Origin of the sequence: Mycolicibacterium sphagni (assembly GCF_002250655.1) — a bacterium.
GTDB classification, from domain to species: domain Bacteria; phylum Actinomycetota; class Actinomycetes; order Mycobacteriales; family Mycobacteriaceae; genus Mycobacterium; species Mycobacterium sphagni.
In genome coordinates this window covers 1-19,856 of the sequence record NZ_NOZR01000029.1, presented here as the reverse complement: position 1 = coordinate 19,856, position 19,856 = coordinate 1, and the positions used below count along the sequence as shown (strand labels likewise).

Here is a 19,856-nt window from a genome sequence, read left to right as displayed (position 1 = left end):
GGTCGCGCGGCCGGACCCCACTAAGAAGCCGCCGGCCGGCTCATGGGCCAGCCGGTCGGCCGAAAAATCTTGTGGTTGGTCATCACCAACCCTGTCGTCGATCATGGCGGCGGAGGCGGCGCGTTGGGATCACCACCGCCAACGGGTGCGGGCGCATCCGGGGCCCCCGGTAGGGGGACCCCCGGCGGACCCGGCGCACCTGGGGGCACTGTGATCGTCGTCGGCGGTCCGAGCGGGATCGTAATGCCAGGCGCCACTTCGATACTGGGCTGGATCACTTGCACGGACGGCGGGGCGGGCGGAGGCGGAGGCGGGGCCGGCACACCGGCGTAGCCACCGATCTCGGTCGGCTTGGGGAAGGACTCGTTGTCGGTGCCCTTCAGCGCGCCGTCCATCGTCGACTTCCAGATATCCGACGGGATGCCCGAGCCATAGACCTGGCCGCCGCCCTTGTCGACCAGCGGCTGCGTGCCGTCGGTGGTGCCAACCCAGACCGCCGTGGACAGCGACGGGGTGTAGCCCACCATCCAGGCGTCGCGATTGGCGCCGGTGTCACCGAGCTGGTTGGTCCCCGTCTTGGCGGCCGACTGCCGTCCGCCGGCCAGGTTGTGACCCCTGGAATATCCCGCGATGGGCTGCATGGCCGCGGTCACGTTGTCGGCGACCGCCTTCGGGATGCGTTGTTCTCCGCTGTTGTCGGCCGTGCTGGCGTCGAACAGCACCTCGCCGCGGGAGTTGACGACCTTCTGCACGAAGTGCGGCTTGTGGTAAATGCCGGAATTGGCCAGCGTCGCGTACGCCGAGGCCATGTCGAGCACCCGAGTCTGGTACTGGCCCAACACAACACCGTTGTTCGGCGGCCCACCCTTGCCGTCCTCGGACAGCGTGTGATCCACCCCCGGGAAGCTCTCGGCGATCCCCGCTTGGTGGGCGGCATCGGCGACGTCGGACGGACCGTTCTTCAGCTTGAGCATCAACCGGTAGTAGGAGGTGTTCAGTGATCGTTTGAGCGCCTCGGCGATATTGCAGACCCCGCAACCCTCGCCCTCGACGTTGGTGATGGTGATGCCGTTGAGGGTCACCGGCGAGCTGTCGACCTGATAGCCCAGCCCGATCCCCTGTTCCAGCGCGGCCACCAACGCGAACACCTTGAACGACGAACCCGTGGGCAAGCCGGCCTGCGCGAAGTCGAAGCCCTGGGCGTCATCTCCGCCGTAATAGGCCTTCACCCCACCAGTTTTCGGGTCGATGGACACCACCGCCGAGCGCATGTCCGGCATCTGGCCGTCCAGATATTTCGTCACCGCGTTCTCGGCGGCCTGCTGTGCCTGAGGGTCGATCGTCGTGGTGATCTGCAGTCCCTGGGTGTTCAGGGTCTGCTCGTCGATGTTGAACAGATCGAGCATTTCCTTGGTGACCTGGCGTTCGATCAGACCGTTGGGCCCCGTGGTGACGTTGGCCGCGCGGGCCTGTTCGGGCGGCACCGTCGGCGGGAAGACCTGTTGGGCGCGTTCCTCTTTGGACAGCGCACCCATCGACACCATGCCGTCTAGGACCCAATTCCAGCGCTTGGCCGCGCCGTCGGGATCGATCGCCGGATCCAGCGTCGATGGCCGCTGGATCAGCGCCGCCAGCAGGGCTCCCTCGGCGACTGTCAACTGTTCGACAGGTTTGTTGAAGTAGGCCTTCGAGGCCGCCGAGATGCCGTAGGCGCCGCGACCGAAATAGATGATGTTCAGGTACGCCTGCATCACTTCGTCTTTGGACCATTCGCTCGTCATCTTCGTGGAGATGACGAGTTCCTTGGCCTTGCGCACCACGCCGCCGACACCCGAGCGAGCGTCACCCACGAGCGCGTTCTTCACGTACTGCTGGGTGATCGTCGACCCGCCCTGCAGGTCGCCACCGAAAAGATTGTTCTTCAGTGCCCTGGCGAAGCCAGAGAACGAAAACCCCGGATTGGTATAGAAGTCACGGTCTTCGGCGGCCATCACCGCATTGCGCACCGGCACCGGCACCTGGTCGATACTGACGTCGACTCGGTTGCCTTCCGGCGGAACGATTTTCGCCAGCTCCGAGCCGTCGCTGGCCAGAATCGTCGATACCTGATTGGTGCGCAGGTCACCCGGCTGGGGGACCTTGACAATCATGTACGCCATGCCGAACGTGACGATCGGCAGCACGACGAGCACCACGACGCACAGGTACAGCGAGCGGCGCACCCACTTCCAGTTGATCTGCTGGGAGAAGGTCGGCGTGGGCGGCGGTGGGGGGCCACCTGGGCCGCCACCGGTCGGACGCGGCGGCGGAGGCGGCGGGAACTTCGGCGGCGGGGTCCCGTCCAAAGCCGCCTTGACGACGTCGATCGGGTCGCGCAGCAGCGGCGTGGTGTCGTCACGCACCGGCTCGATGATCGATGTCAGCCGGTCGTCGGGCGGTACCTGCCTGCGGGGCGCGGTGCGAGGCGGCCCGGGCGAGCCTCCGTCGCCAGAGGTCGGGATCTTCGTCGTCGGCGGCTCGGAATGAGCGGACGCATCATCGGCCCCCGATCCCGAGTGGACATCCGTGGCAGGCCGGTCGTGACGCCCTTCGCTATTCACTGGCCGTACGCGCACCGGAGCGCGCCGTCGAGGTGCGCCGGCGTCCACGCGTCCCGTTGGTGGGACGCGGCGTTCCGAGCACATATGACTTGACCAAGTGATTCCATTCGCAGGTGCGGCATACCTCCACCACGTGTACCGAAAACTCGTCGAACTTCGTCGCCAGCAGCACCAGTTCCTCGGCGGTGCGCGCCGATCCGGAGACCGCGCCCAGGTGATCGCCGAACACCCAGGACACCAGCGTGAGCGGCTCCTTGCGGCAGATCGGACACATCACTGAACTGGTCTTGCCGTGAAACTTGGCGGCGCGCAAGAGGTAGGGATTGGCATCGCAAACCTCGCTGACGCCGGTTCGCCCGGAGTACACCTCGGCCAGCAGGGAGCGTCGCCGAAGGGCGTAGTCCACCACCTGTCGCTGCAATCGCACGTTGACCAGAGTACGTCGGGGATCTAGACACCGACACGCAACCAACTCGCTGCGGCGCCGGATTGTGCGCCTGGTCTGCGTTCTTGCCCGTCGAACTCTTACGATCACTCTCCGTGGCGACTTCGCAGACAGCCAGCACTCGCGCCAAGGACTCCGACCGCAACGACATCTGCCAGATCCTGGACACCGCACTGTCCGAAGGGCAGCTTTCGATGGCCGAACACGAGCAGCGGGTGAAGGGCGCCACCAACGCCACGACGCTGGGCGACCTGCGGGCCCTGGTTTCGGATCTGCAGACCGCCAACGCGCCGGTGCAGCTGCCGACGCTGAAGAAGCCGCGGCTGCCGGCGGCGCCCGGCGCCGGCGGCACCTGGGGCATCCGCATCGCCGTCATGGCCGTGCTGATCGTGCTGGGGATCGGCATCGGTTGGGGCCTCTACGGCAACACGCCTTCGCCGCTCAGCTTCACTTCCGACCCGGGGGCAAAGCCTGACGGGGTGGCTCCCGTGGTCCTGACCCCGCCGCGCCAGCTGCAGTCACTCGGCGGGCTCACCGGATTGCTCGAGCAGATGAAGAAGAAGTTCGGCGACACCAACGGCTACCGGCTGGTGATCTATCCCGACTACGCGTCGCTGACCCGTCCCGATCCCACTGATGACCGTCGTGAACTGAGCTACACCTATCGCGGCGGCTGGGGCGACCCGAGCACATCCGGGGCCGGCAGCGATACCACGCTGGTGGACCTCGCCAAGTTCGACGCCAAGGCCGTCGTCGGCGTCATCCGGGGTGCGCCCGAGACGCTGAACGTGAAGCCCGGCGACGTCAAGAGCACCTATCTGATCATCGAGCCGACCCGGGATATCACCGCGCCCGGAACGGTGTCACTCTCGGTCTACGTCTCCAGCGACTTCGGTAGCGGCTACATCCAGCTGAATCCGGACGGCTCGGTCAAACAGGTCAACTACCCCTAACCCGCGAGCATGACGCCGGAGGTGACGTTCGGCGTCGAACGCAACGCTGGGGTGACGCTCACCGCTCAACGCCCGCTCAACGCCCGCTCGCACGGCGTTCAAGTAGCGTTAAATATATCGCTCCGATACTATCGCCAGAGGTGTCGAATCGCCGTAACGGCCGAGCAAAGGAGGTGACCCGATGCTGGAGCTAGCCATCTTGGGTCTTCTCCTCGAATCCCCCATGCACGGCTACGAACTGCGCAAGCGGCTGACGGGCTTACTGGGGGCGTTCCGCGCTTTTTCCTACGGCTCGCTTTACCCGGCGCTGCGTCGGATGCAGACCGACGGGTTGATCGTCGAGGACACCGCACCCGCGGGAACAACGGTGTTGCGCCGTGCCCGCCGGGTGTATCAGCTGACCGATACCGGACGCCAGCGGTTCGCCGAGCTGGTGGCCGATACCGGTCCGCAGAATTACACCGACGACGGCTTCGGTGTGCACCTGGCGTTCTTCAACCGCACACCGGCCGAGGCCCGGATGCGGATCCTTGAAGGCCGCCGGCGCCAGGTGGAAGAACGCCGCGAAGGTCTGCGGGAGGCCATCGCCCGGGCGAGCAATTCGCTCGACCGCTATACCCGACAACTGCATCAGCTGGGCCTGGAGTCCAGCGAGCGGGAAGTCAAGTGGCTCAACGAGCTGATTGCCGCTGAGCGGGTGGCGCAAAGCCATCCAGACCAGGCCTGACGCGGCCGCCGCAGTACCTGAACAGCAGCCAGTAGAAGTACGAGTTAGGAGAACGTCCCATGACGGAGCACAACGGAGCGTCGACAGATGTGCGGGTCGCCATTGTCGGCGTCGGCAACTGCGCGTCCTCACTGGTCCAGGGCGTGCAGTACTACAAGGACGCCGACGCGAACGCCACCGTTCCTGGCCTGATGCATGTGAAGCTCGGCCCCTACCACGTACGTGACGTGAAGTTTGTCGCCGCGTTCGACGTGGACGCCAAGAAGGTCGGCTTCGATCTGTCCGAGGCGATCTTCGCTTCGGAGAACAACACCATCAAGATCGCGGACGTGCCGCCGACCGACGTCGTTGTGCAGCGCGGCCCGACGCTGGACGGCATCGGCAAGTACTACGCCGAGACCATCGAGATCTCCGACGAGCAGCCCGTTGACGTGGTCAAGATCCTCAAGGACGCTCAAGTCGACGTGCTGGTGTCCTACCTGCCCGTGGGCTCGGACGAGGCCGACAAGTTCTACGCGCAGTGCGCCATCGACGCCAAGGTCGCGTTCGTCAACGCGCTGCCGGTTTTCATCGCCTCGGATCCCGTCTGGGCCAAGAAGTTCGAGGACGCCGGTGTGCCGATCGTCGGCGACGACATCAAGAGCCAGGTCGGCGCGACCATCACCCACCGCGTGATGGCCAAGCTTTTTGAGGACCGCGGCGTCACGCTGGACCGCACCTATCAGCTGAACGTCGGCGGCAACATGGACTTCAAGAACATGCTCGAGCGCGAGCGCCTGGAGTCCAAGAAGGTTTCCAAGACCCAGGCCGTCACCTCCAACCTGACCGGCTCGCTGGCAGGCAAGATCGAGGACAAGAACGTCCACATCGGCCCGTCGGACCACGTCGCTTGGCTCGACGACCGCAAGTGGGCCTACGTCCGGCTCGAGGGCCGCGCGTTCGGTGACGTGCCGCTGACCCTGGAGTACAAGCTCGAGGTGTGGGATTCGCCGAACTCTGCCGGCATCATCATCGACGCCGTGCGTGCGGCCAAGATCGCCAAGGACCGCGGCATCGGCGGCCCGATCGTCCCAGCCTCGGCCTACCTGATGAAGAGTCCGCCCAAGCAGCTGCCCGACGATATCGCGCGGACGCAGCTCGAGGAGTTCATCGCCGGCGAGTAGGACGCGTCATCGCCGACGAACGAACCCCATGTCGTCGGCGATGACCGTCGTGGGGCCGACCGGCAGTTGCTCGGCACCATCGCCGCGCACCTTGACGAAGTCAAGCCGGTCGGTCCACACCTTGCGCAGCAGATCCTCGAACGCCATCGTGGTCAGCTGCTCTCCGGGGCAGCGCCGGTAACCAAAGCCGAACGGCGCGAAGCCGGCGTAGTCGCACACCGGCATCGGCTGGCCGTCGGCCACCCCGAACACCGTGCCGAAGGCGCTGTTGCGCAACGCCGCCGGCCGGCCGTCCCGCACCGGCCAATCCACCGGGTCGAATGGGCAACCGGCCAGACCCATCTGCTGAATCTTGGCCTGGTCTACCTGCGCGCTGGTCGGCGTCGGCAGGTAGCGCTCCGGATCGAAGGCGTCGGGATTGACCCACTGCACCGCGTCCCGGCTGGTCGTCGGGTGCGGGGTGACCATGTAGGTATAACGATCGAACGGCGGCGGCGACGTTTCGGCCAGGGCCGAGATGCTGCCACCATTCGGTGAGATCACCCGGAAGAGCTCCATCACGAACCGCTCCAGCGGGGGAAACGGTGTGCCTGTGTCGGGGCTTCCGGACATGGTCTTGGCGAACCAGTCCTTGGCCTGCGGATCACCGGCGTCGCGCGCCAGCGTGCCCATGACGTTGAACAGGCTGTTGCCCCACTGGCTGAACGCGACGAAGTTGTGGAAACACTCGAAGACCACGTCCTTGTGGTTGAAGTACTCGCTGCCCTCACCGTTGGTGAGCCAGTACCAGGCGAACGTCGCCTTGGGGTTCGGTGTGACGCCGGACGAGATGTCGCCCAGGCGGTCGTCGATCCAGGACTTCAGGAAGTCGAGGTTCTTGCGAACCGTCATGTAGTTGTCGTGGACGTTTCGCTGGGTGACGTCGCGGTAGGCCAGCACCGCCATGAAGCTGGTGCCGATCTCCCTCACCTGCGCCGGGATGTCAGAGCCTTTGACCCCGAGGTGCAGGTCCCAGTACAGATCCCAGAACGTGTCGAGGTACACCCGCATCAGCGGTTTATTGGTGTTGTCCGGTGCGAACAGCTCATTCCAGAACGCGACGACCTTCGGCTGATAGACCGCCCGGTAGAGATCCGGCGTCACGGCCGACATGTAGATCCGCTTGCGCCGGTTGTCGGGTCCACGCTTCTCCAGGCCCTGCAGGAAGACCGTGACGCCTTCCTCCGGGTTGGGCTGCCAAGTCGCGCTCAACAAACCCCACAAATCGCGGGGCAGGGCGTTCTCCTTGGTCAGCGCGACGTCGATCATCGGCAGTACGGGCCGCTCACCTTGGGTGACGCGGTTCATCAGGTGCGGGACGATGACGTGGTCGACGTAGTCGGGCCCGTACTCGGCCACGTACTTGGCGCGCTGCTGCGCAACGGCTTCCGGCAGACCGCTGCTCGGTGACGCGTCGACCGTCGGCGGCGACGAGCACGCGACCGCCGCCTGGGCCGACACCGCGGCCACAGCACCGGCACTACCGGCCAGGAACGCCCGCCGTTTGACTTGCTTCACCCTGATGACCCCTCTCGACCCGCGTCGAACATACGTGACGGGGGCACCCTTCTCGGTGACGATGCCCCCTACAGTCGACACATGACCGAGATCTCCGACGACCAGCTGATCGGACTCGACGAGTTCGCACTGCTGCCCGAGAATGCCGAACAAGCCGGGGTGAGCGATGCACTGCCCCCGGTGCAGCGCATCGACCGCGGCCCCGTCAGCACCGTGCGCTGGGGCACCGACCCGGTGCGCGTGGTGTTCCTGCACGGCGGCGGACAGAACGCGCACACCTGGGACACCGTCATTCTCGGCCTTGGGGTTCCCGCTCTGGCCGTTGATCTTCCCGGCCATGGCCGCTCTGCGTGGCGGGAGGACGGCGACTACGGTCCCAAGCTCAACGCCACGGTAATCGAACCGGTGGTGCGCGACCTGGCCCCCGACGCCGACCTGGTGGTCGGCATGTCCCTGGGCGGTCTGACGGCGCTGCGGCTGGCGACGACGGCGCCTGATCTAGTCCGCAAGCTGGTGCTGGTCGACGTCACCCCATCCGCACCGGAACGGCACGAACAGATGACCAAGGCGCAGATGGGCGCGGTCGCACTGGTCCAAGGTGAGCGCACCTTCCCGAGCTTCGCCGCCATGCTGGACGTGACCATCGCCGCCTCGCCAACCCGAAGCCGAGAGTCTCTGCGCCGCGGTGTTTTTCATAACTCAAAGCAGTTGGATGACGGCACCTGGACGTGGCGCTACGACTCGTTCCGCAAAGGTGCGGACAAGGGCGACGGCCTGCCGGAGTCGTTCGCCGGCCTGTGGGACGACGTCCCGTCGATCACGATGCCGACCACGCTGGTGCGCGGCGCCAACTCGTTCTTCGTCAACGACGACGACGCCGACGAATTCGCCCGCACCGCACCGGGTTTTCAGAAGGTGATCGTGGTGCCCGACTCCGGCCACTCGGTCCAGGGCGACCAGCCCCGTGCTCTGGTCGACATCCTGCGCGAGGTGCTGGGCTGAATCTGTGCGCCCGAACGGGAATACCGCGGTCTGGCCGAACGTACGGTTGATGCGTGACCTTTCCCATTCGTATCGGCGTGCAACTGCAGCCGCAGCATTCCACCGACTACAACCAGATCCGCGACGCCGTCCGACGCTGTGAGGACATCGGCGTCGACGTCGTCTTCAACTGGGATCACTTCTTCCCGCTCTACGGCGATCCCGACGGCGCGCACTTCGAGTGCTGGACCATGCTGGGCGCCTGGGCCGAGCAGACCTCTCGCGTCGAGATCGGCGCCCTGGTGTCGTGCAACTCCTATCGCAACCCGGAGTTGCTGGCCGATATGGCCCGCACCGTCGACCACATTTCCGGCGGCCGGCTGATCCTCGGCATCGGCTCAGGCTGGAAAGAGAAGGACTACGACGAGTACGGCTACGACTTCGGCACCGTCGGCAGCCGCCTCGACGACCTCGCCGCCGCGCTGCCGCGGATCAAGTCCCGGCTGGCCAAGCTGAACCCGACGCCGACGCGCGACATCCCGATCCTCATCGGTGGCCAGGGCGAGAAGAAGACCCTGCGCCTAGTCGCCGAGCACGGCGACATCTGGCACGGGTTCACCAATGCCGAGACCTACCCGGGCAAGGCCGAGGTACTCGACCGGCACTGCGCCGACGTCGGCCGCGACCCCGCCGCCGTCGAACGGTCCGCGGGCGTGGAGGGCGGCAACGACCTCGACGCCCTGGTAGCCAACGCCGAGGCCCTGGCCGGGCTCGGCGCCACGCTGCTGACCGTCGGCGCGAATGGACCCGACTACGACCTCGGTCCGGCGCAGGCGCTGGTTCGCTGGCGCGACGCCCGCTGACCTAGACCCGATTGCCTCGCTAGCAGGGGTCGAATTCCAGCGGCAGCGACTCCAGACCGAAGGTGCCGGCGGGCCACAGCGTGGTGGCCTCGCCGGCCTGCCTGTAGTCGGGGATGCGCGCGTGGAATTCCTCGATCGTCAGCCGCAGTTCGCGCCTCGCCAGGTGCGAGCCCAGGCACCGGTGCACGCCTCCGCCGAAACCCAGGTGGGTGGACTTGGCGGTCAGATCCATCTCGTTGGCGATGTGGGCATTGGGGCCTTCGCGATTCGCCGTGCACAGCATCAGCATCACTGCGGAGTTCGCGGGAATCATGACCCCGTCGACCTCCACGTCGGCTGTGGTCAGGCGCGGCACGCCGGGCACCGGGCCGTCGAGCCGCAACACCTCTTCGACAAACGGCGGGATCAGCGACGGATCGTCGATCAGCCGATGGCGCAGCATCGGATCGTTGGCCAGGTTCAGCAACGCGAACCCGATGGCCCCGGTCACGGTGTCGAGCCCGGCCAGGATGATCAGGAAGCACAGACCCAGGATCTCGGCGTCGGTCCACGCGCTGTCACCGTCGAGAGCCAGAATCGAGCTGAGCATGTCGTCGCCCGGGTGGCTCTTCTTCATCTCGAGCTGCTCCTGCAGGAAGACGAAAAGGGCCATGCTGCAATCGATCACCGATTGCGACGTTTCATTGCCCAGCGACGAGACGTCGGCACCCTTGATGATGCCCGTCACCCACCCCAGGAACTTCGGCAGGTGCTCCAACGGCAGCCCGAACAGGGTCAGGATCGCCTGGGTCGGGAACTTGTAGGACAGGTCGGCCACCACGTCACATCGCCCGAGCGGGGCGAACTGATCGATGTGCCCACGCAGCTGCGCGCGCAGATCGGCATCCATGGCCTCCATCCGTTTGGGGCCGAACATCGGGTCGAGCACCCTGCGGTAGTCGGCGTGCTTAGGCGGGTCGATCGCGATCGGGATCAGCTGGATCGCATTGGCGACCCCGTCGAAGGCCTTGGCCGAAGAGAATAAATCGGGGTTCCGTTGAGCGAACCGAACTCCCTCGTAACTCGTAATCATCCACGTGTTGCCAACCTGGTACACCGGTCCTGGCCGACGTAGATACTCCATGGCCGCGGTACGCCCCCTCGCCACCGGGGCATCCGCATAGAAGCTGTCGGGGAGTTCCATCGTCGTCATGCTCGCAGCGTAACGAGACCAACAGTCTCGTTACCGGTGATTCGCCCGGATAATCACCAGAAAACGGCAAGGATTGCCCCTGCGTCCAGTCGTCGGGACGAGCCGGAGAGTGACAATGCCCAAACGCTACGGGATCAAAGAGAAGGACTTGGTCGTCGCGCACGTCCTCGACCTCCTTCTCACTGGACGGCTGCGGTCCGGTGACAGGGTCGACCGCAACGAGATCGCCGCAGCCCTCGGGCTGAGCCGGGTACCGGTGCAGGAAGCCCTCGTCCAACTCGAGCACGACGGCATCCTGGAGACGCGCTATCACCGCGGCGCGTTCGTTCATCGCTTCGATGCCGACGTACTGCGGGAACACCACGAGGTGCATGGCCTGCTGATCGGTGCGGTGGCCGCCCGCGCCGCAACCGACCCCCGGCCGGCAGCGCTCGACGCAATGGAACGAACGATGTCGGTCTTGCGCAACACCGACGACCCGCGCGAATTCCTCGACGGCGCCAACCTGTTCCGCGACGTCCTCGTCGACGAATACGCCGGCCCCCGGCTGAAAGCGAGCATCAGTTCGTCACGCAGCTTCATGCCCCAGGAGTTCTGGGCCACCCACCCCGACGGCCCCGTCCAGCTGCTACCGCTCGCCGAGACCGAATACACCGCGATCCGCGGCTGCCACCCGGCCGCGGCGCGGCAAGCCTGCCTGGACCGCACCGATCTGATGGCCGACGTACTGATCGTCGAGCTCAACCGCCACGGAGTGTTCACCGAATTGGACTCCGTCTGATCACAAGCCGTGCCCAGGGCACCGCCGGCAGTACCTTGCTAATAATGACCAGCGACACGCGCCAGAGACCGCGCGCCGGCATCCGGCTGGCGGCCCTGCTGGCGGTTCTGCTGATGGTCGCCGGCCTGGTCGCCGCCGCGCCCGCGGGCGCCGACCAGTGCGCACCGCCCGGAGTCGAGTCGGCCAGCGCACTGCCCACCAATCTGGCGGCCGCGGCCAAAGGGCCCGACGACGACAAGTACACGACCGCCACCACCGAACCGCTGACCGCCGTGAACCGCGACGCGCTGCGGCTGATCACCCCAGACACGCTGACCGTCGGCACCCTCTCGGACGCGCCGCCGAGCATCTGCATCGACTCCAAGGGGCAGTTCACCGGATTCGACAACGAGCTGCTGCGCGCGATCGCCGACAAGCTCGGCCTCAAGATCACCTTCGTCGGCACCGAATTCTCCGGCCTGCTCGCCCAGGTCGCCGCCCGACGCTTCGACGTGGGGTCGTCATCGATCACTACCACCGCCGCGCGACGGCGCACGGTCGGCTTCACCAACGGCTACGACTTCGGCTACTTCTCCCTGGTCGTCCCGTCGGGCTCGGCGATCACCGGGTTCGACAAACTCGGACCCGGCCAGCGCATCGGGGTGGTGCAAGGCACCGTTCAAGAGTCCTACGTCGTCGACACCCTGCATCTGGAGCCGGTGAAGTTCCCCGACTACAACACCGTCTACGCCAGCCTGAAGACCCGACAGATCGACGCGTGGGTGGCGCCGTCGCAACAGGCACAGGGCACCGTCCGTCCGGGCGATCCCGCCCAGATCGTCGAAAACACCTTCAGCTTGGACAATTTCGTCGCCTACGCGGTAGCCGACGAGAACAAGCCCTTGATCGATGCGCTCAACGCCGGCCTGGATGCCGTCATCGCCGACGGCACCTGGTCGCGGCTGTACTCCGAATGGGTGCCGCGTGCGCTGCCGCCGGGCTGGAAGCCGGGTTCCAAAGCCGCGCCGATGCCGCAACTACCCGACTTCGCCGCGATCGCCGCCGCCCACCAGAAGCCCGCCGCGGCAGCAGTAGCACCGAAGCCGGTGCTGACCCAGCTGCGCGAATCCTTCCTGGATTGGAACCTGTACAAGAAGGCCATCCCCGATCTGGTGACCACCGGCCTGCCCAACACGTTGCTGCTGACGGTCAGTGCCGCCGTCATCGGGCTGGTGCTCGGCATGGGGCTGGCCGTTGCCGGGATCTCCCGGTCGCGCTGGCTGCGCTGGCCGGCGCGGGTCTACACCGACATCTTCCGCGGGCTGCCCGAAGTGGTGATCATCCTGCTGATCGGCCTGGGTATCGGGCCGGTGGTCGGTCAGCTCACCGGCAACGACCCCTACCCGCTGGGCATCGCCGCGCTCGGGCTGATGGCCGCGGCCTATATCGGCGAGATCTTCCGGTCCGGCATCCAAAGTGTGGACCCCGGACAGATGGAAGCGTCCCGCGCACTGGGGTTCAGCTACAGCTCCTCGATGCGGTTGGTGGTCGTCCCGCAGGGTGTGCGGCGGGTGCTGCCGGCGCTGGTGAATCAGTTCACCTCGCTGCTGAAAGCCTCGTCGCTGGTGTACTTCCTGGGACTGGTGGCCAGCCAGCGTGAGCTGTTCCAGGTGGGCCGCGACCTCAACGCCCAGACCGGCAACCTGTCGCCGTTGGTGGCAGCGGGCCTGTTCTACCTGTTGCTGACGATTCCGCTGACGCACCTGGTGAATTACATCGACGGCCGGCTGCGCCGCGGCCGGCCAGCCGCCGACGAGGATCCGCTGGAGCCCGCCACCGCCAGCCAGGAGATGGTGTGATGACATCGCGTCCCGAGCCGGTTTCGTTGGCGGCCAACGGTATTCATCTGACTTTGGGCGGCAACGCAGTGCTGCGGGGAGTCGATCTCGAGGTGCCGGCCGGCAGCACGGCGGCGGTCATCGGTCCGTCGGGCTCCGGCAAATCCACGCTGCTGCGAACGTTGAACCGGCTATACGAGCCCGATCGCGGCGACATCCTGCTCGACGGCAAGTCCGTGCTGCGCGACGATCCCGACAAGCTGCGCCAGCGCATCGGCATGGTGTTCCAGCAGTTCAATCTGTTTCCGCATCGCAGCGTGGTGGACAACGTCGCGCTCGGGCCACGCAAACTCAAAGGTTTGTCGGCCGACGCGGCCCGGGAGCTGGCAGTCGGGCAGCTCGAGCGGGTGGGCTTGCGGCACAAGGCCGACGTGCGGCCGGCCACCCTGTCCGGGGGCCAGCAGCAGCGGGTGGCGATCGCCCGGGCGTTGGCGATGTCCCCGCAGGTGATGTTCTTCGACGAGGCCACCTCAGCACTGGATCCCGAGCTGGTCAAAGGGATTCTGGCACTCATCGCCGAGCTCGGTGCCGACGGGATGACGATGGTGGTGGTCACCCACGAGATGGGATTCGCCCGCTCGACGGCGGATTCGGTGGTGTTCATGGACCACGGCCAGGTCATCGAATCCGGGGAGCCCGACAAGATCTTCACCGCCGCCGAAACCGATCGACTACAGCGGTTCCTTTCGCAAGTTCTGTGAGTGCATCTGTGAAAACCGCGTATATCGCGGTTGACAGGCACTGACAGGTTAGACTAGCGAACTATGATTGAGGCCGAGCCGCAGGTCACCGACCTGTCTGGTGACCTGCAACGGGTGCTCTCGAAGCTGTTTTCGGTCTTGCGTCGCGCCGATACCAAGTCCAGTACCGCCGGCGCGGACCTCACACTCGCGCAATTGTCGATCCTGCTGACCCTGCTCGATCAGGGTCCGATCCGGATGACCGAGCTTGCCGCACGCGAGCGGGTGCGCACCCCTACCACGACCGTCGCGATCCGCCGGCTGGAGAAGCTGGGCCTGGTCAAGCGTTCGCGGGATCCCTCGGATCTGCGCGCGGTTCTCGTTGAGGTCACCCCGCAGGGACTGGTCCAACACCGCGAGGCGCTGGCCGTGCGACGAGCGAACCTGGCTGCGCTGCTGTCGAAGCTGACCGACGAGGAGCGCGACACTCTGGCCACCGCGCTTCGGCCGCTGGAGCGGCTGGCCGACCAGGCGCAGAGCTGACTTAACCCAACCAATCCAGGACCGCGGCTGCGGTCCAGGACTGTTGCATGCTGCCCAGCGGTTCACCGGTGAACGGTTCGTAGTACTCGGCGAACGTACCGTCGCTGGCCTGCCGGAGACCTTCCTGCCGCAGCAGCACTGAGCGTTCCGACCATCCCCTTCGGGCGAACGCCCAGGAGAACAACCACGTCATGACCGGCCATACCGGGCCGCGCCAATACTCGCGAGACCGGAAGTCCTTGGAAACCGGGGACGTCGACGGGATCACCGCATACTTGAGGTCCGGGTGCCCGCAGAACCGCGGACCCTCCAGGATCCGCAGCAGCGCGCGTTCGCGGTCGTGCGGCAGCCCGCCACACAACAGCGGGGCGAACTGCGCAACCGTCTCCGTCGCAATCCATTTGCCCGCCCTGACATCGAAATCCCTTGCCGCCCCTGTTCTTTCGTCGGTAGTCTCGACGACCCCCGTGCGGAACCGCTCGGCCCACGAATACAGGTCGCGCACATCGGCATGGGGGCGCTTGTAGTCCTCGCCGATGTTGGCCAGCACGTCACACGCCACCGAGAAGATCGCCGAGACGAAGACGTCTTCGACAGCGAAGCTCATCACCTTGGGCAGCAGATCGTCGTCGTAGCGAACCGACTTCATCTCCTCGAGCAGCCAGAGGTAGCGGTCGTACTCGGTGTCGGAGGGACGTTGGCTGGCGTCGGTGACGATGTGGTTGTCCTCGCGTTGATACTCCGGGATCACACCCGGAATCACGTTGGCGTAGGCGGAATCCCAGCGTGGCGAGTTGTCCATGCCGGACTCCCAGCCGTGATACAGCGTGACACGGCCGTGCTCGTCTTGGTCGCGGGCCTCGGCCAACCAGCGATGCCAGCGGACCAGACCCGCCCACCTGCGGTCCAGGAACGCCTCGGCGACCGCGCGGGTGGAACGGCCGCGGGTGCGGGCACGATCGAGGATGCGCTGCACCGCGATCGCGTGTACCGGCGGCTGGGTGATCCCCGACGTGTGCCGCGTGCGCGGGGCGTTGGCCGCCAGCGCCGAGGTGGCCCAGCGGGCCGGGCCGGGGAAATATCCGTCAACACCGTTGGCGAACACGATGTGCGGGATCATCCCGTTGGCCCACTGCGCCGACAGCAGAGTGTCGAGCTCGACGACGGCGCGTTCCACGCTCAGCGGGGCCAGACCGACCGCGACGAACGCGGCGTCCCAGCTCCACATGTGCGGGTAGAGAAGCGGGGCCGCGGAGGTCATCACACCCAGGTCGTTGCCGCGCAGAAGGTAGGCCGCGCGAGCCGCCAACTGCGTCGGTCCGAAACTCGGGTCGTATGCCACGCGTTCATTCTGCGTCCCGAAGGTGGGAAGCGCAGGTCGGTAGGGTTGTGTCTATGCCTTCCGGCGGGCAGGAGCGGAGCGACCAGGGGATGAAGACAGCACTGATTACCGGGGCCGGCGGCGGCATCGGCTCGGCGATCGCCGAGGCGCTGGCGCCCACCCACAGCCTGCTGCTGGCGGGCCGGCCGTCCGAGCGGCTCGACGCGGTGGCCGCCCGGCTCGGGGCGACCACCTGGCCGTTGGACCTCACCGACCAGGACGGGATCGAGGCCGCGGCCGAACCGCTGGTGGAACTCGAGGTGTTGGTCCACAACGCGGGCGTCTCGCATCCCGGACGGTTCGACGAGTCGACACCCGAACAGTGGCGGGCCTGCTTCGAAGTGAACGTCACCGGCCCCGTCGCGCTCACGCTGGCATTGCTCCCCGCACTGCGGGCGGCCCGCGGGCACGTCGTCTTCATCAACTCCGGCGCCGGGCTCAATGCGTCACCCGGGCTGGCGGCGTACTCGGCGAGCAAGTTCGCGCAGCGTGCGTTCGCCGACTCGTTACGTGCCGACGAACCCCAGCTGCGGGTCACCAGCGTGCATCCCGGCCGCGTCGATACCGAGATGCAGGAGGACCTGGTCGCCTACGAGGGCGGCCAGTACAACCCGGCGAAATACCTCAAGGCCTCGACCGTCGCGCAGATCGTCGCCGACGTGATCGCCACCCCGCCCGACGCGCACACCCACCAGGTCGTGGTCCGGCCGCGCTGACGAAATCCCCTAGACGACGAGGTTGACCAGACGGCCGGGCACCACGATGACCTTCTTCGGGATGGCACCGGCCAGAAACGCCTGCACCTTCTCGTCGGCGAGTGCACTCGCCTCCAGGCTCGCCTTGTCAGCATCGGCCGCGACGGTGACATGTCCGCGGACCTTGCCGTTGACCTGGACCGGGTACTCGACCGTATCGGTCACCAGATACTGCGGGTCGGCGACTGGGAATGGGCCGTGCGCCAACGACTTCGGGTGACCCAGCCGCTGCCAGAGCTCTTCGGCCAGGTGGGGCGAGAGCGGCGCCACCATCAACACCAGCGGCTCCAGCGCCGCCCGGGCGGTGATGCCCTCCTTGGTGAGATGGTTGGTGTACTCGATGAGCTTGGCGGCCGCAGTGTTGTTCCGCAGGCTCGCATAATCGTCCGACACCCCGGCGATCGTGCGGTGCAGCAGCCGGAGGGTGTCCTCGTCGAGTGCCTCGTGCTCGGAAACCCGTACCTCACCGGTGGATTCGTCGACCACAAGCCGCCACACCCGCTGTAGGAACCGGTGGGCGCCGACGACATCCTTGGTCGCCCACGGCCGCGACGCCTCCAGCGGGCCCATCGACATCTCGTAGACCCGAAGTGTGTCGGCGCCGTAGTTGTCGCAGATCTCATCCGGGGAGATCGAGTTCTTCAAGCTCTTGCCGATCTTGCCGAACTCCTGGAAGACCTCGGTCTCACCGTCTGGGCCGGGCAGGAAGAACTTGCCGTCGCGCTCGACGACGTCGGCGGCCGGGACGTAAGCGCCGCGCGAATCGGTATAGGCGAACGCCTGGATGTAGCCCTGATTCACCAAGCGGCGGTAGGGTTCCCGCGATGTGACGTAGCCCAGGTCATGCAGCACCTTGTGCCAGAACCGGCAATAGAGCAGGTGCAGCACCGCGTGCTCCACTCCACCGACGTACACGTCCACCCCGCCGGGATCGGCCGCGCCGTGTTCGGCCGGGCGCGGGCCCATCCAGTAGGCCTCGTTCTCCTTGGCGCAGAACTCTTCTGAATTGTGCGGATCCGCGTACCGCAACTCGTACCAGGAGCTGCCGGCCCACTGCGGCATCACATTGGTGTCGCGGGTGTAGGGCCGCAGACCGTCGCCCAGGTCAAGTTCGACGTGCACCCATTCGGTGGCCTTGTTCAGCGGCGGCGACGGCTCGCTGCCGGCGTCGTCGGGGTCGAACATCACCGGTGAGTAGTCGGCGATATCGGGCAGCTCCACCGGCAGTGCCGACTCGGGCAGCGGATGGGCGCGTCCGTCGGCGTCATAGACGATCGGGAACGGCTCGCCCCAGTATCGCTGACGCGCGAAAAGCCAGTCTCGAAGCTTGTATTCGACCCGCGCGCGTCCCCGGCCGTGCGCCTCCAGCCGCTCGGTGATCGCCTTCTTGGCGTCCGTCACGCTCAGCCCATCGAGGTAGCCCGAGTTCACCAGCACACCGTCACCGGTGTACGCCGCCTCCGAGACTTCGCCGCCCGCAACCTCATCCCCGGGCCCTGCCGGCCGAATGACTTCCAGGATCGGCAGCCTGAATTCCGTCGCGAACTCCCAGTCCCGCTGGTCGTGACCCGGCACCGCCATGATCGCGCCGGTGCCGTAGCCGGCCAAGACATAGTCGGCGATGAAGATCGGAACCTGTTGCCCGTTAGCCGGATTGGTCGCGTACGTACCGAGGAAGACTCCGGTCTTGGTCTTGTTCTCCTGACGTTCCAGATCGGACTTCGCCGCGATCGAACGCCGATAGGCGGCCACCGCCTCGGCAGGGGTGGCCGCGCCGAAGGTCCAGCGCGCATCCACCCCGTCGGGCCACTGCGTGGCGGCCAGGGTGTCGACCAGTTCATGTTCGGGCGCCAACACCAGGTAGGTGGCCCCGAACAGGGTGTCGGGCCGAGTGGTGAAGACCTCGATATCGGTATCGCCCGCACCGAACAGCGCCGACGCTCCGGTAGAGCGGCCGATCCAGTTGCGCTGCATGGCCTTGACTTTGTCCGGCCAGTCCAGCACGTCGAGATCTTCGAGCAGCCGGTCGGAGTAGGCGGTGATGCGCATCATCCACTGCCGCAACCGCTTCCGGAACACCGGGAAATTGCCGCGCTCGCTGCGGCCATCGGAGGTGACCTCCTCGTTGGCCAGCACGGTGCCAAGACCGGGGCACCAGTTCACCATCGAATCGGACAGGTACACCAGCCGGTGGCTGTCGACGACATCAGCACGCTCCCCCGCCGACAGGTCGGACCACAACCGTCCGTCATCGAGACCGCGTGCGCCGCTGTCGAATTCGGCCACCAGCTCGGCGATCGGACGCGCCTTGTTCTGATCGGCGTCGAACCAGGCGTTGTAGATCTGCAGGAAGATCCACTGCGTCCACTTGTAGAAGTCGACGTCGGTGGTCGAAAAGCTGCGGCGCTGGTCATGCCCGAGGCCCAGCCGGCCCAGCTGGCGACGGAAGTTGACGATATTGGCTTCGGTGCGAATCCGCGGGTGGGTGCCGGTCTGGATGGCGTACTGCTCGGCGGGTAACCCGAAGGCGTCGAAGCCCAGCGCGTGCAGCACATTGCGGCCGGTCATCCGGAAGTAGCGGGCGTAGACGTCGGTAGCGATGTAGCCCAGCGGGTGCCCGACATGCAGGCCCTCCCCCGAGGGGTACGGGAACATGTCCTGGACGAACATCTTGTCGGCCGGGACGGCCGCGCCGTCGGTGGGTGCCAGCGAGCCGACCGGGTTGGGCACGTTGAAGGTGCCCCACGATTGCCAGTTCTCCTGCCAGTTCCGCTCGATCCGCCCCGCCAGCTCGGCGGTGTAGCGGTGCCTCGGCACATCGCTATCGGAGCCGTCGGGGTCCACGGCGGCAGCGGTCGGCGATTCGGTCACGTCACACAGGGTATAAGGGCCGCTCGAGCTGCCGAAAACCCGTTTGCGCACGCCTGTGATCCCCACCCCCGTAACGGCGGTGTGTGACCGTCGTCGCACTGCCGGCAACGACGCGATCTCGGTTGCGTTGCAGTGGGGTCGAAGGTTGGTTCCAGCTCTGTCCCAGACCTATCCGCGGCCCTCGGCGGCTGGATACAGTCGGCCCCTGACTAAGGGGTCTCACCTGGCCCGACCGAGTCGAGAAGGACAGCTGCGATGATCACGATTGCCCGTAACTGGCGGGTGGCAGTAGGGGGTGTGGCCGCCGCTTCGGCCGCCGTATTGGGGCTGGCAGGCGCGAACGCGTCGGCCGACCCGATCGTTCCGATCCAACCGGCTCCGGCCACCGTCACGGTCACCGTGACGCCGGACGCCATGGCCGCATCAGCGCCAGTCAATCAGGCAGCCGCCCAGGTGGCTCCCCCGCAACCGGCGGCAGCCCCAGTAC

General features: G+C 66.4%; 16 protein-coding genes and 1 pseudogene. 11 read left to right on the top strand and 6 right to left on the bottom strand.

What is annotated here, in order from left to right; genetic code table 11:
* Window positions 1-101 precede the first annotated feature (101 nt).
* Window positions 102-2,501 carry a transglycosylase domain-containing protein gene (locus CG716_RS25445; protein WP_094483960.1) on the bottom strand — a complete coding sequence of 800 codons (2,400 nt, stop codon included), beginning with the start codon at window positions 2,499-2,501 and terminating at the stop codon, window positions 102-104.
* 91 nt (window positions 2,502-2,592) lie between these two features.
* Entirely contained in the window at window positions 2,593-3,027 is a 435-nt protein-coding gene (locus tag CG716_RS25440) for a DUF5318 family protein (RefSeq protein ID WP_094483917.1), read from the bottom strand.
* A gap of 113 nt (window positions 3,028-3,140) precedes the next feature.
* Here CG716_RS25440 and CG716_RS25435 point away from each other — a divergent pair, with 113 nt between their 5' ends.
* The 3 genes from CG716_RS25435 (at window position 3,141) to CG716_RS25425 (ending at window position 5,888) form a co-directional block, all read left to right on the top strand.
* A complete protein-coding gene (locus CG716_RS25435; RefSeq protein ID WP_094483916.1) occupies window positions 3,141-3,998 on the top strand; it encodes a DUF1707 SHOCT-like domain-containing protein in 858 nt (285 codons plus the stop codon).
* A 181-nt stretch (window positions 3,999-4,179) separates the two neighbouring features.
* On the top strand, window positions 4,180-4,725 hold the full coding sequence (locus tag CG716_RS25430; protein ID WP_094483915.1) for a PadR family transcriptional regulator: 546 nt from the start codon (window positions 4,180-4,182) through the stop codon (window positions 4,723-4,725).
* Window positions 4,726-4,784: 59 nt separating this feature from the next.
* The gene (locus CG716_RS25425; protein ID WP_094483914.1) at window positions 4,785-5,888 is read left to right on the top strand and encodes an inositol-3-phosphate synthase; all 1,104 of its coding nucleotides are present in this window, start codon (window positions 4,785-4,787) and stop codon (window positions 5,886-5,888) included.
* A 6-nt stretch (window positions 5,889-5,894) separates the two neighbouring features.
* Here CG716_RS25425 and CG716_RS25420 read toward each other — a convergent pair whose 3' ends face one another.
* A complete protein-coding gene (locus CG716_RS25420; RefSeq protein ID WP_234818027.1) occupies window positions 5,895-7,445 on the bottom strand; it encodes a cytochrome P450 family protein in 1,551 nt (516 codons plus the stop codon).
* 81 nt (window positions 7,446-7,526) lie between these two features.
* Between CG716_RS25420 and CG716_RS25415 the strand changes: the two genes are divergently transcribed.
* Both CG716_RS25415 and CG716_RS25410 read left to right on the top strand, forming a co-directional pair.
* A complete protein-coding gene (locus CG716_RS25415) occupies window positions 7,527-8,447 on the top strand; it encodes an Rv0045c family esterase (protein ID WP_094483913.1) in 921 nt (306 codons plus the stop codon).
* Window positions 8,448-8,500: 53 nt separating this feature from the next.
* Window positions 8,501-9,289 (top strand): LLM class F420-dependent oxidoreductase, encoded by a 789-nt coding sequence (locus tag CG716_RS25410; protein ID WP_094483912.1) that lies wholly within the window; start codon window positions 8,501-8,503, stop codon window positions 9,287-9,289.
* Between the two features lie 19 nt (window positions 9,290-9,308).
* On the opposite strand, the gene CG716_RS25405 is transcribed toward CG716_RS25410, so the two are convergent.
* Entirely contained in the window at window positions 9,309-10,481 is a 1,173-nt protein-coding gene (locus CG716_RS25405; RefSeq protein WP_094483911.1) for a cytochrome P450, read from the bottom strand.
* A gap of 115 nt (window positions 10,482-10,596) precedes the next feature.
* On the opposite strand from CG716_RS25405, the gene CG716_RS25400 reads away from it, so the two are divergent.
* From CG716_RS25400 to CG716_RS25385, 4 genes are all read left to right on the top strand, one after another.
* Window positions 10,597-11,262: a GntR family transcriptional regulator gene (locus tag CG716_RS25400; RefSeq protein ID WP_094483910.1), complete on the top strand. Its 666-nt coding sequence runs from the start codon at window positions 10,597-10,599 to the stop codon at window positions 11,260-11,262.
* Window positions 11,263-11,306: 44 nt separating this feature from the next.
* Window positions 11,307-13,100, top strand: a complete 1,794-nt coding sequence (locus tag CG716_RS25395; protein WP_094483909.1) for an ABC transporter substrate-binding protein/permease — start codon at window positions 11,307-11,309, stop codon at window positions 13,098-13,100.
* On the top strand, window positions 13,100-13,840 hold the full coding sequence (locus tag CG716_RS25390) for an amino acid ABC transporter ATP-binding protein (RefSeq protein ID WP_094483908.1): 741 nt from the start codon (window positions 13,100-13,102) through the stop codon (window positions 13,838-13,840). Before CG716_RS25395 ends, CG716_RS25390 begins: the two co-directional genes overlap by 1 nt.
* 63 nt (window positions 13,841-13,903) lie before the next feature.
* A complete protein-coding gene (locus tag CG716_RS25385; protein ID WP_094483907.1) occupies window positions 13,904-14,362 on the top strand; it encodes a MarR family winged helix-turn-helix transcriptional regulator in 459 nt (152 codons plus the stop codon).
* 1 nt (window position 14,363) lies between these two features.
* On the opposite strand, the gene ggh is transcribed toward CG716_RS25385, so the two are convergent.
* Window positions 14,364-15,704, bottom strand: coding sequence for a glucosylglycerate hydrolase (gene ggh, locus CG716_RS25380; protein WP_094483906.1), 1,341 nt, complete (start codon window positions 15,702-15,704; stop codon window positions 14,364-14,366).
* Between the two features lie 89 nt (window positions 15,705-15,793).
* Between ggh and CG716_RS25375 the strand changes: the two genes are divergently transcribed.
* Window positions 15,794-16,459 carry an SDR family oxidoreductase gene (locus CG716_RS25375; RefSeq protein WP_094483905.1) on the top strand — a complete coding sequence of 222 codons (666 nt, stop codon included), beginning with the start codon at window positions 15,794-15,796 and terminating at the stop codon, window positions 16,457-16,459.
* A gap of 9 nt (window positions 16,460-16,468) precedes the next feature.
* On the opposite strand, the gene leuS is transcribed toward CG716_RS25375, so the two are convergent.
* Entirely contained in the window at window positions 16,469-19,369 is a 2,901-nt protein-coding gene (gene leuS / locus CG716_RS25370) for a leucine--tRNA ligase (protein ID WP_094483904.1), read from the bottom strand.
* A gap of 255 nt (window positions 19,370-19,624) precedes the next feature.
* On the opposite strand from leuS, the pseudogene CG716_RS29965 reads away from it, so the two are divergent.
* A pseudogene (locus CG716_RS29965) lies at window positions 19,625-19,856 on the top strand (LpqN/LpqT family lipoprotein); the annotation flags it as partial.

Bases quoted from the DNA above. Each gene is read 5' to 3' on its own strand.
- CG716_RS25430 (WP_094483915.1), top strand. From the start codon at position 4,180: ATGCTGGAGCTAGCCATCTTGGGTCTTCTCCTCGAATCCCCCATGCAC.
- CG716_RS25425 (WP_094483914.1), top strand. From the start codon at position 4,785: ATGACGGAGCACAACGGAGCGTCGACAGATGTGCGGGTCGCCATTGTC.
- CG716_RS25415 (WP_094483913.1), top strand. From the start codon at position 7,527: ATGACCGAGATCTCCGACGACCAGCTGATCGGACTCGACGAGTTCGCA.
- CG716_RS25405 (WP_094483911.1), bottom strand. From the start codon at position 10,481: ATGACGACGATGGAACTCCCCGACAGCTTCTATGCGGATGCCCCGGTG.
- CG716_RS25400 (WP_094483910.1), top strand. From the start codon at position 10,597: ATGCCCAAACGCTACGGGATCAAAGAGAAGGACTTGGTCGTCGCGCAC.
- CG716_RS25395 (WP_094483909.1), top strand. From the start codon at position 11,307: ATGACCAGCGACACGCGCCAGAGACCGCGCGCCGGCATCCGGCTGGCG.
- CG716_RS25390 (WP_094483908.1), top strand. From the start codon at position 13,100: ATGACATCGCGTCCCGAGCCGGTTTCGTTGGCGGCCAACGGTATTCAT.
- CG716_RS25385 (WP_094483907.1), top strand. From the start codon at position 13,904: ATGATTGAGGCCGAGCCGCAGGTCACCGACCTGTCTGGTGACCTGCAA.
- CG716_RS25375 (WP_094483905.1), top strand. From the start codon at position 15,794: ATGAAGACAGCACTGATTACCGGGGCCGGCGGCGGCATCGGCTCGGCG.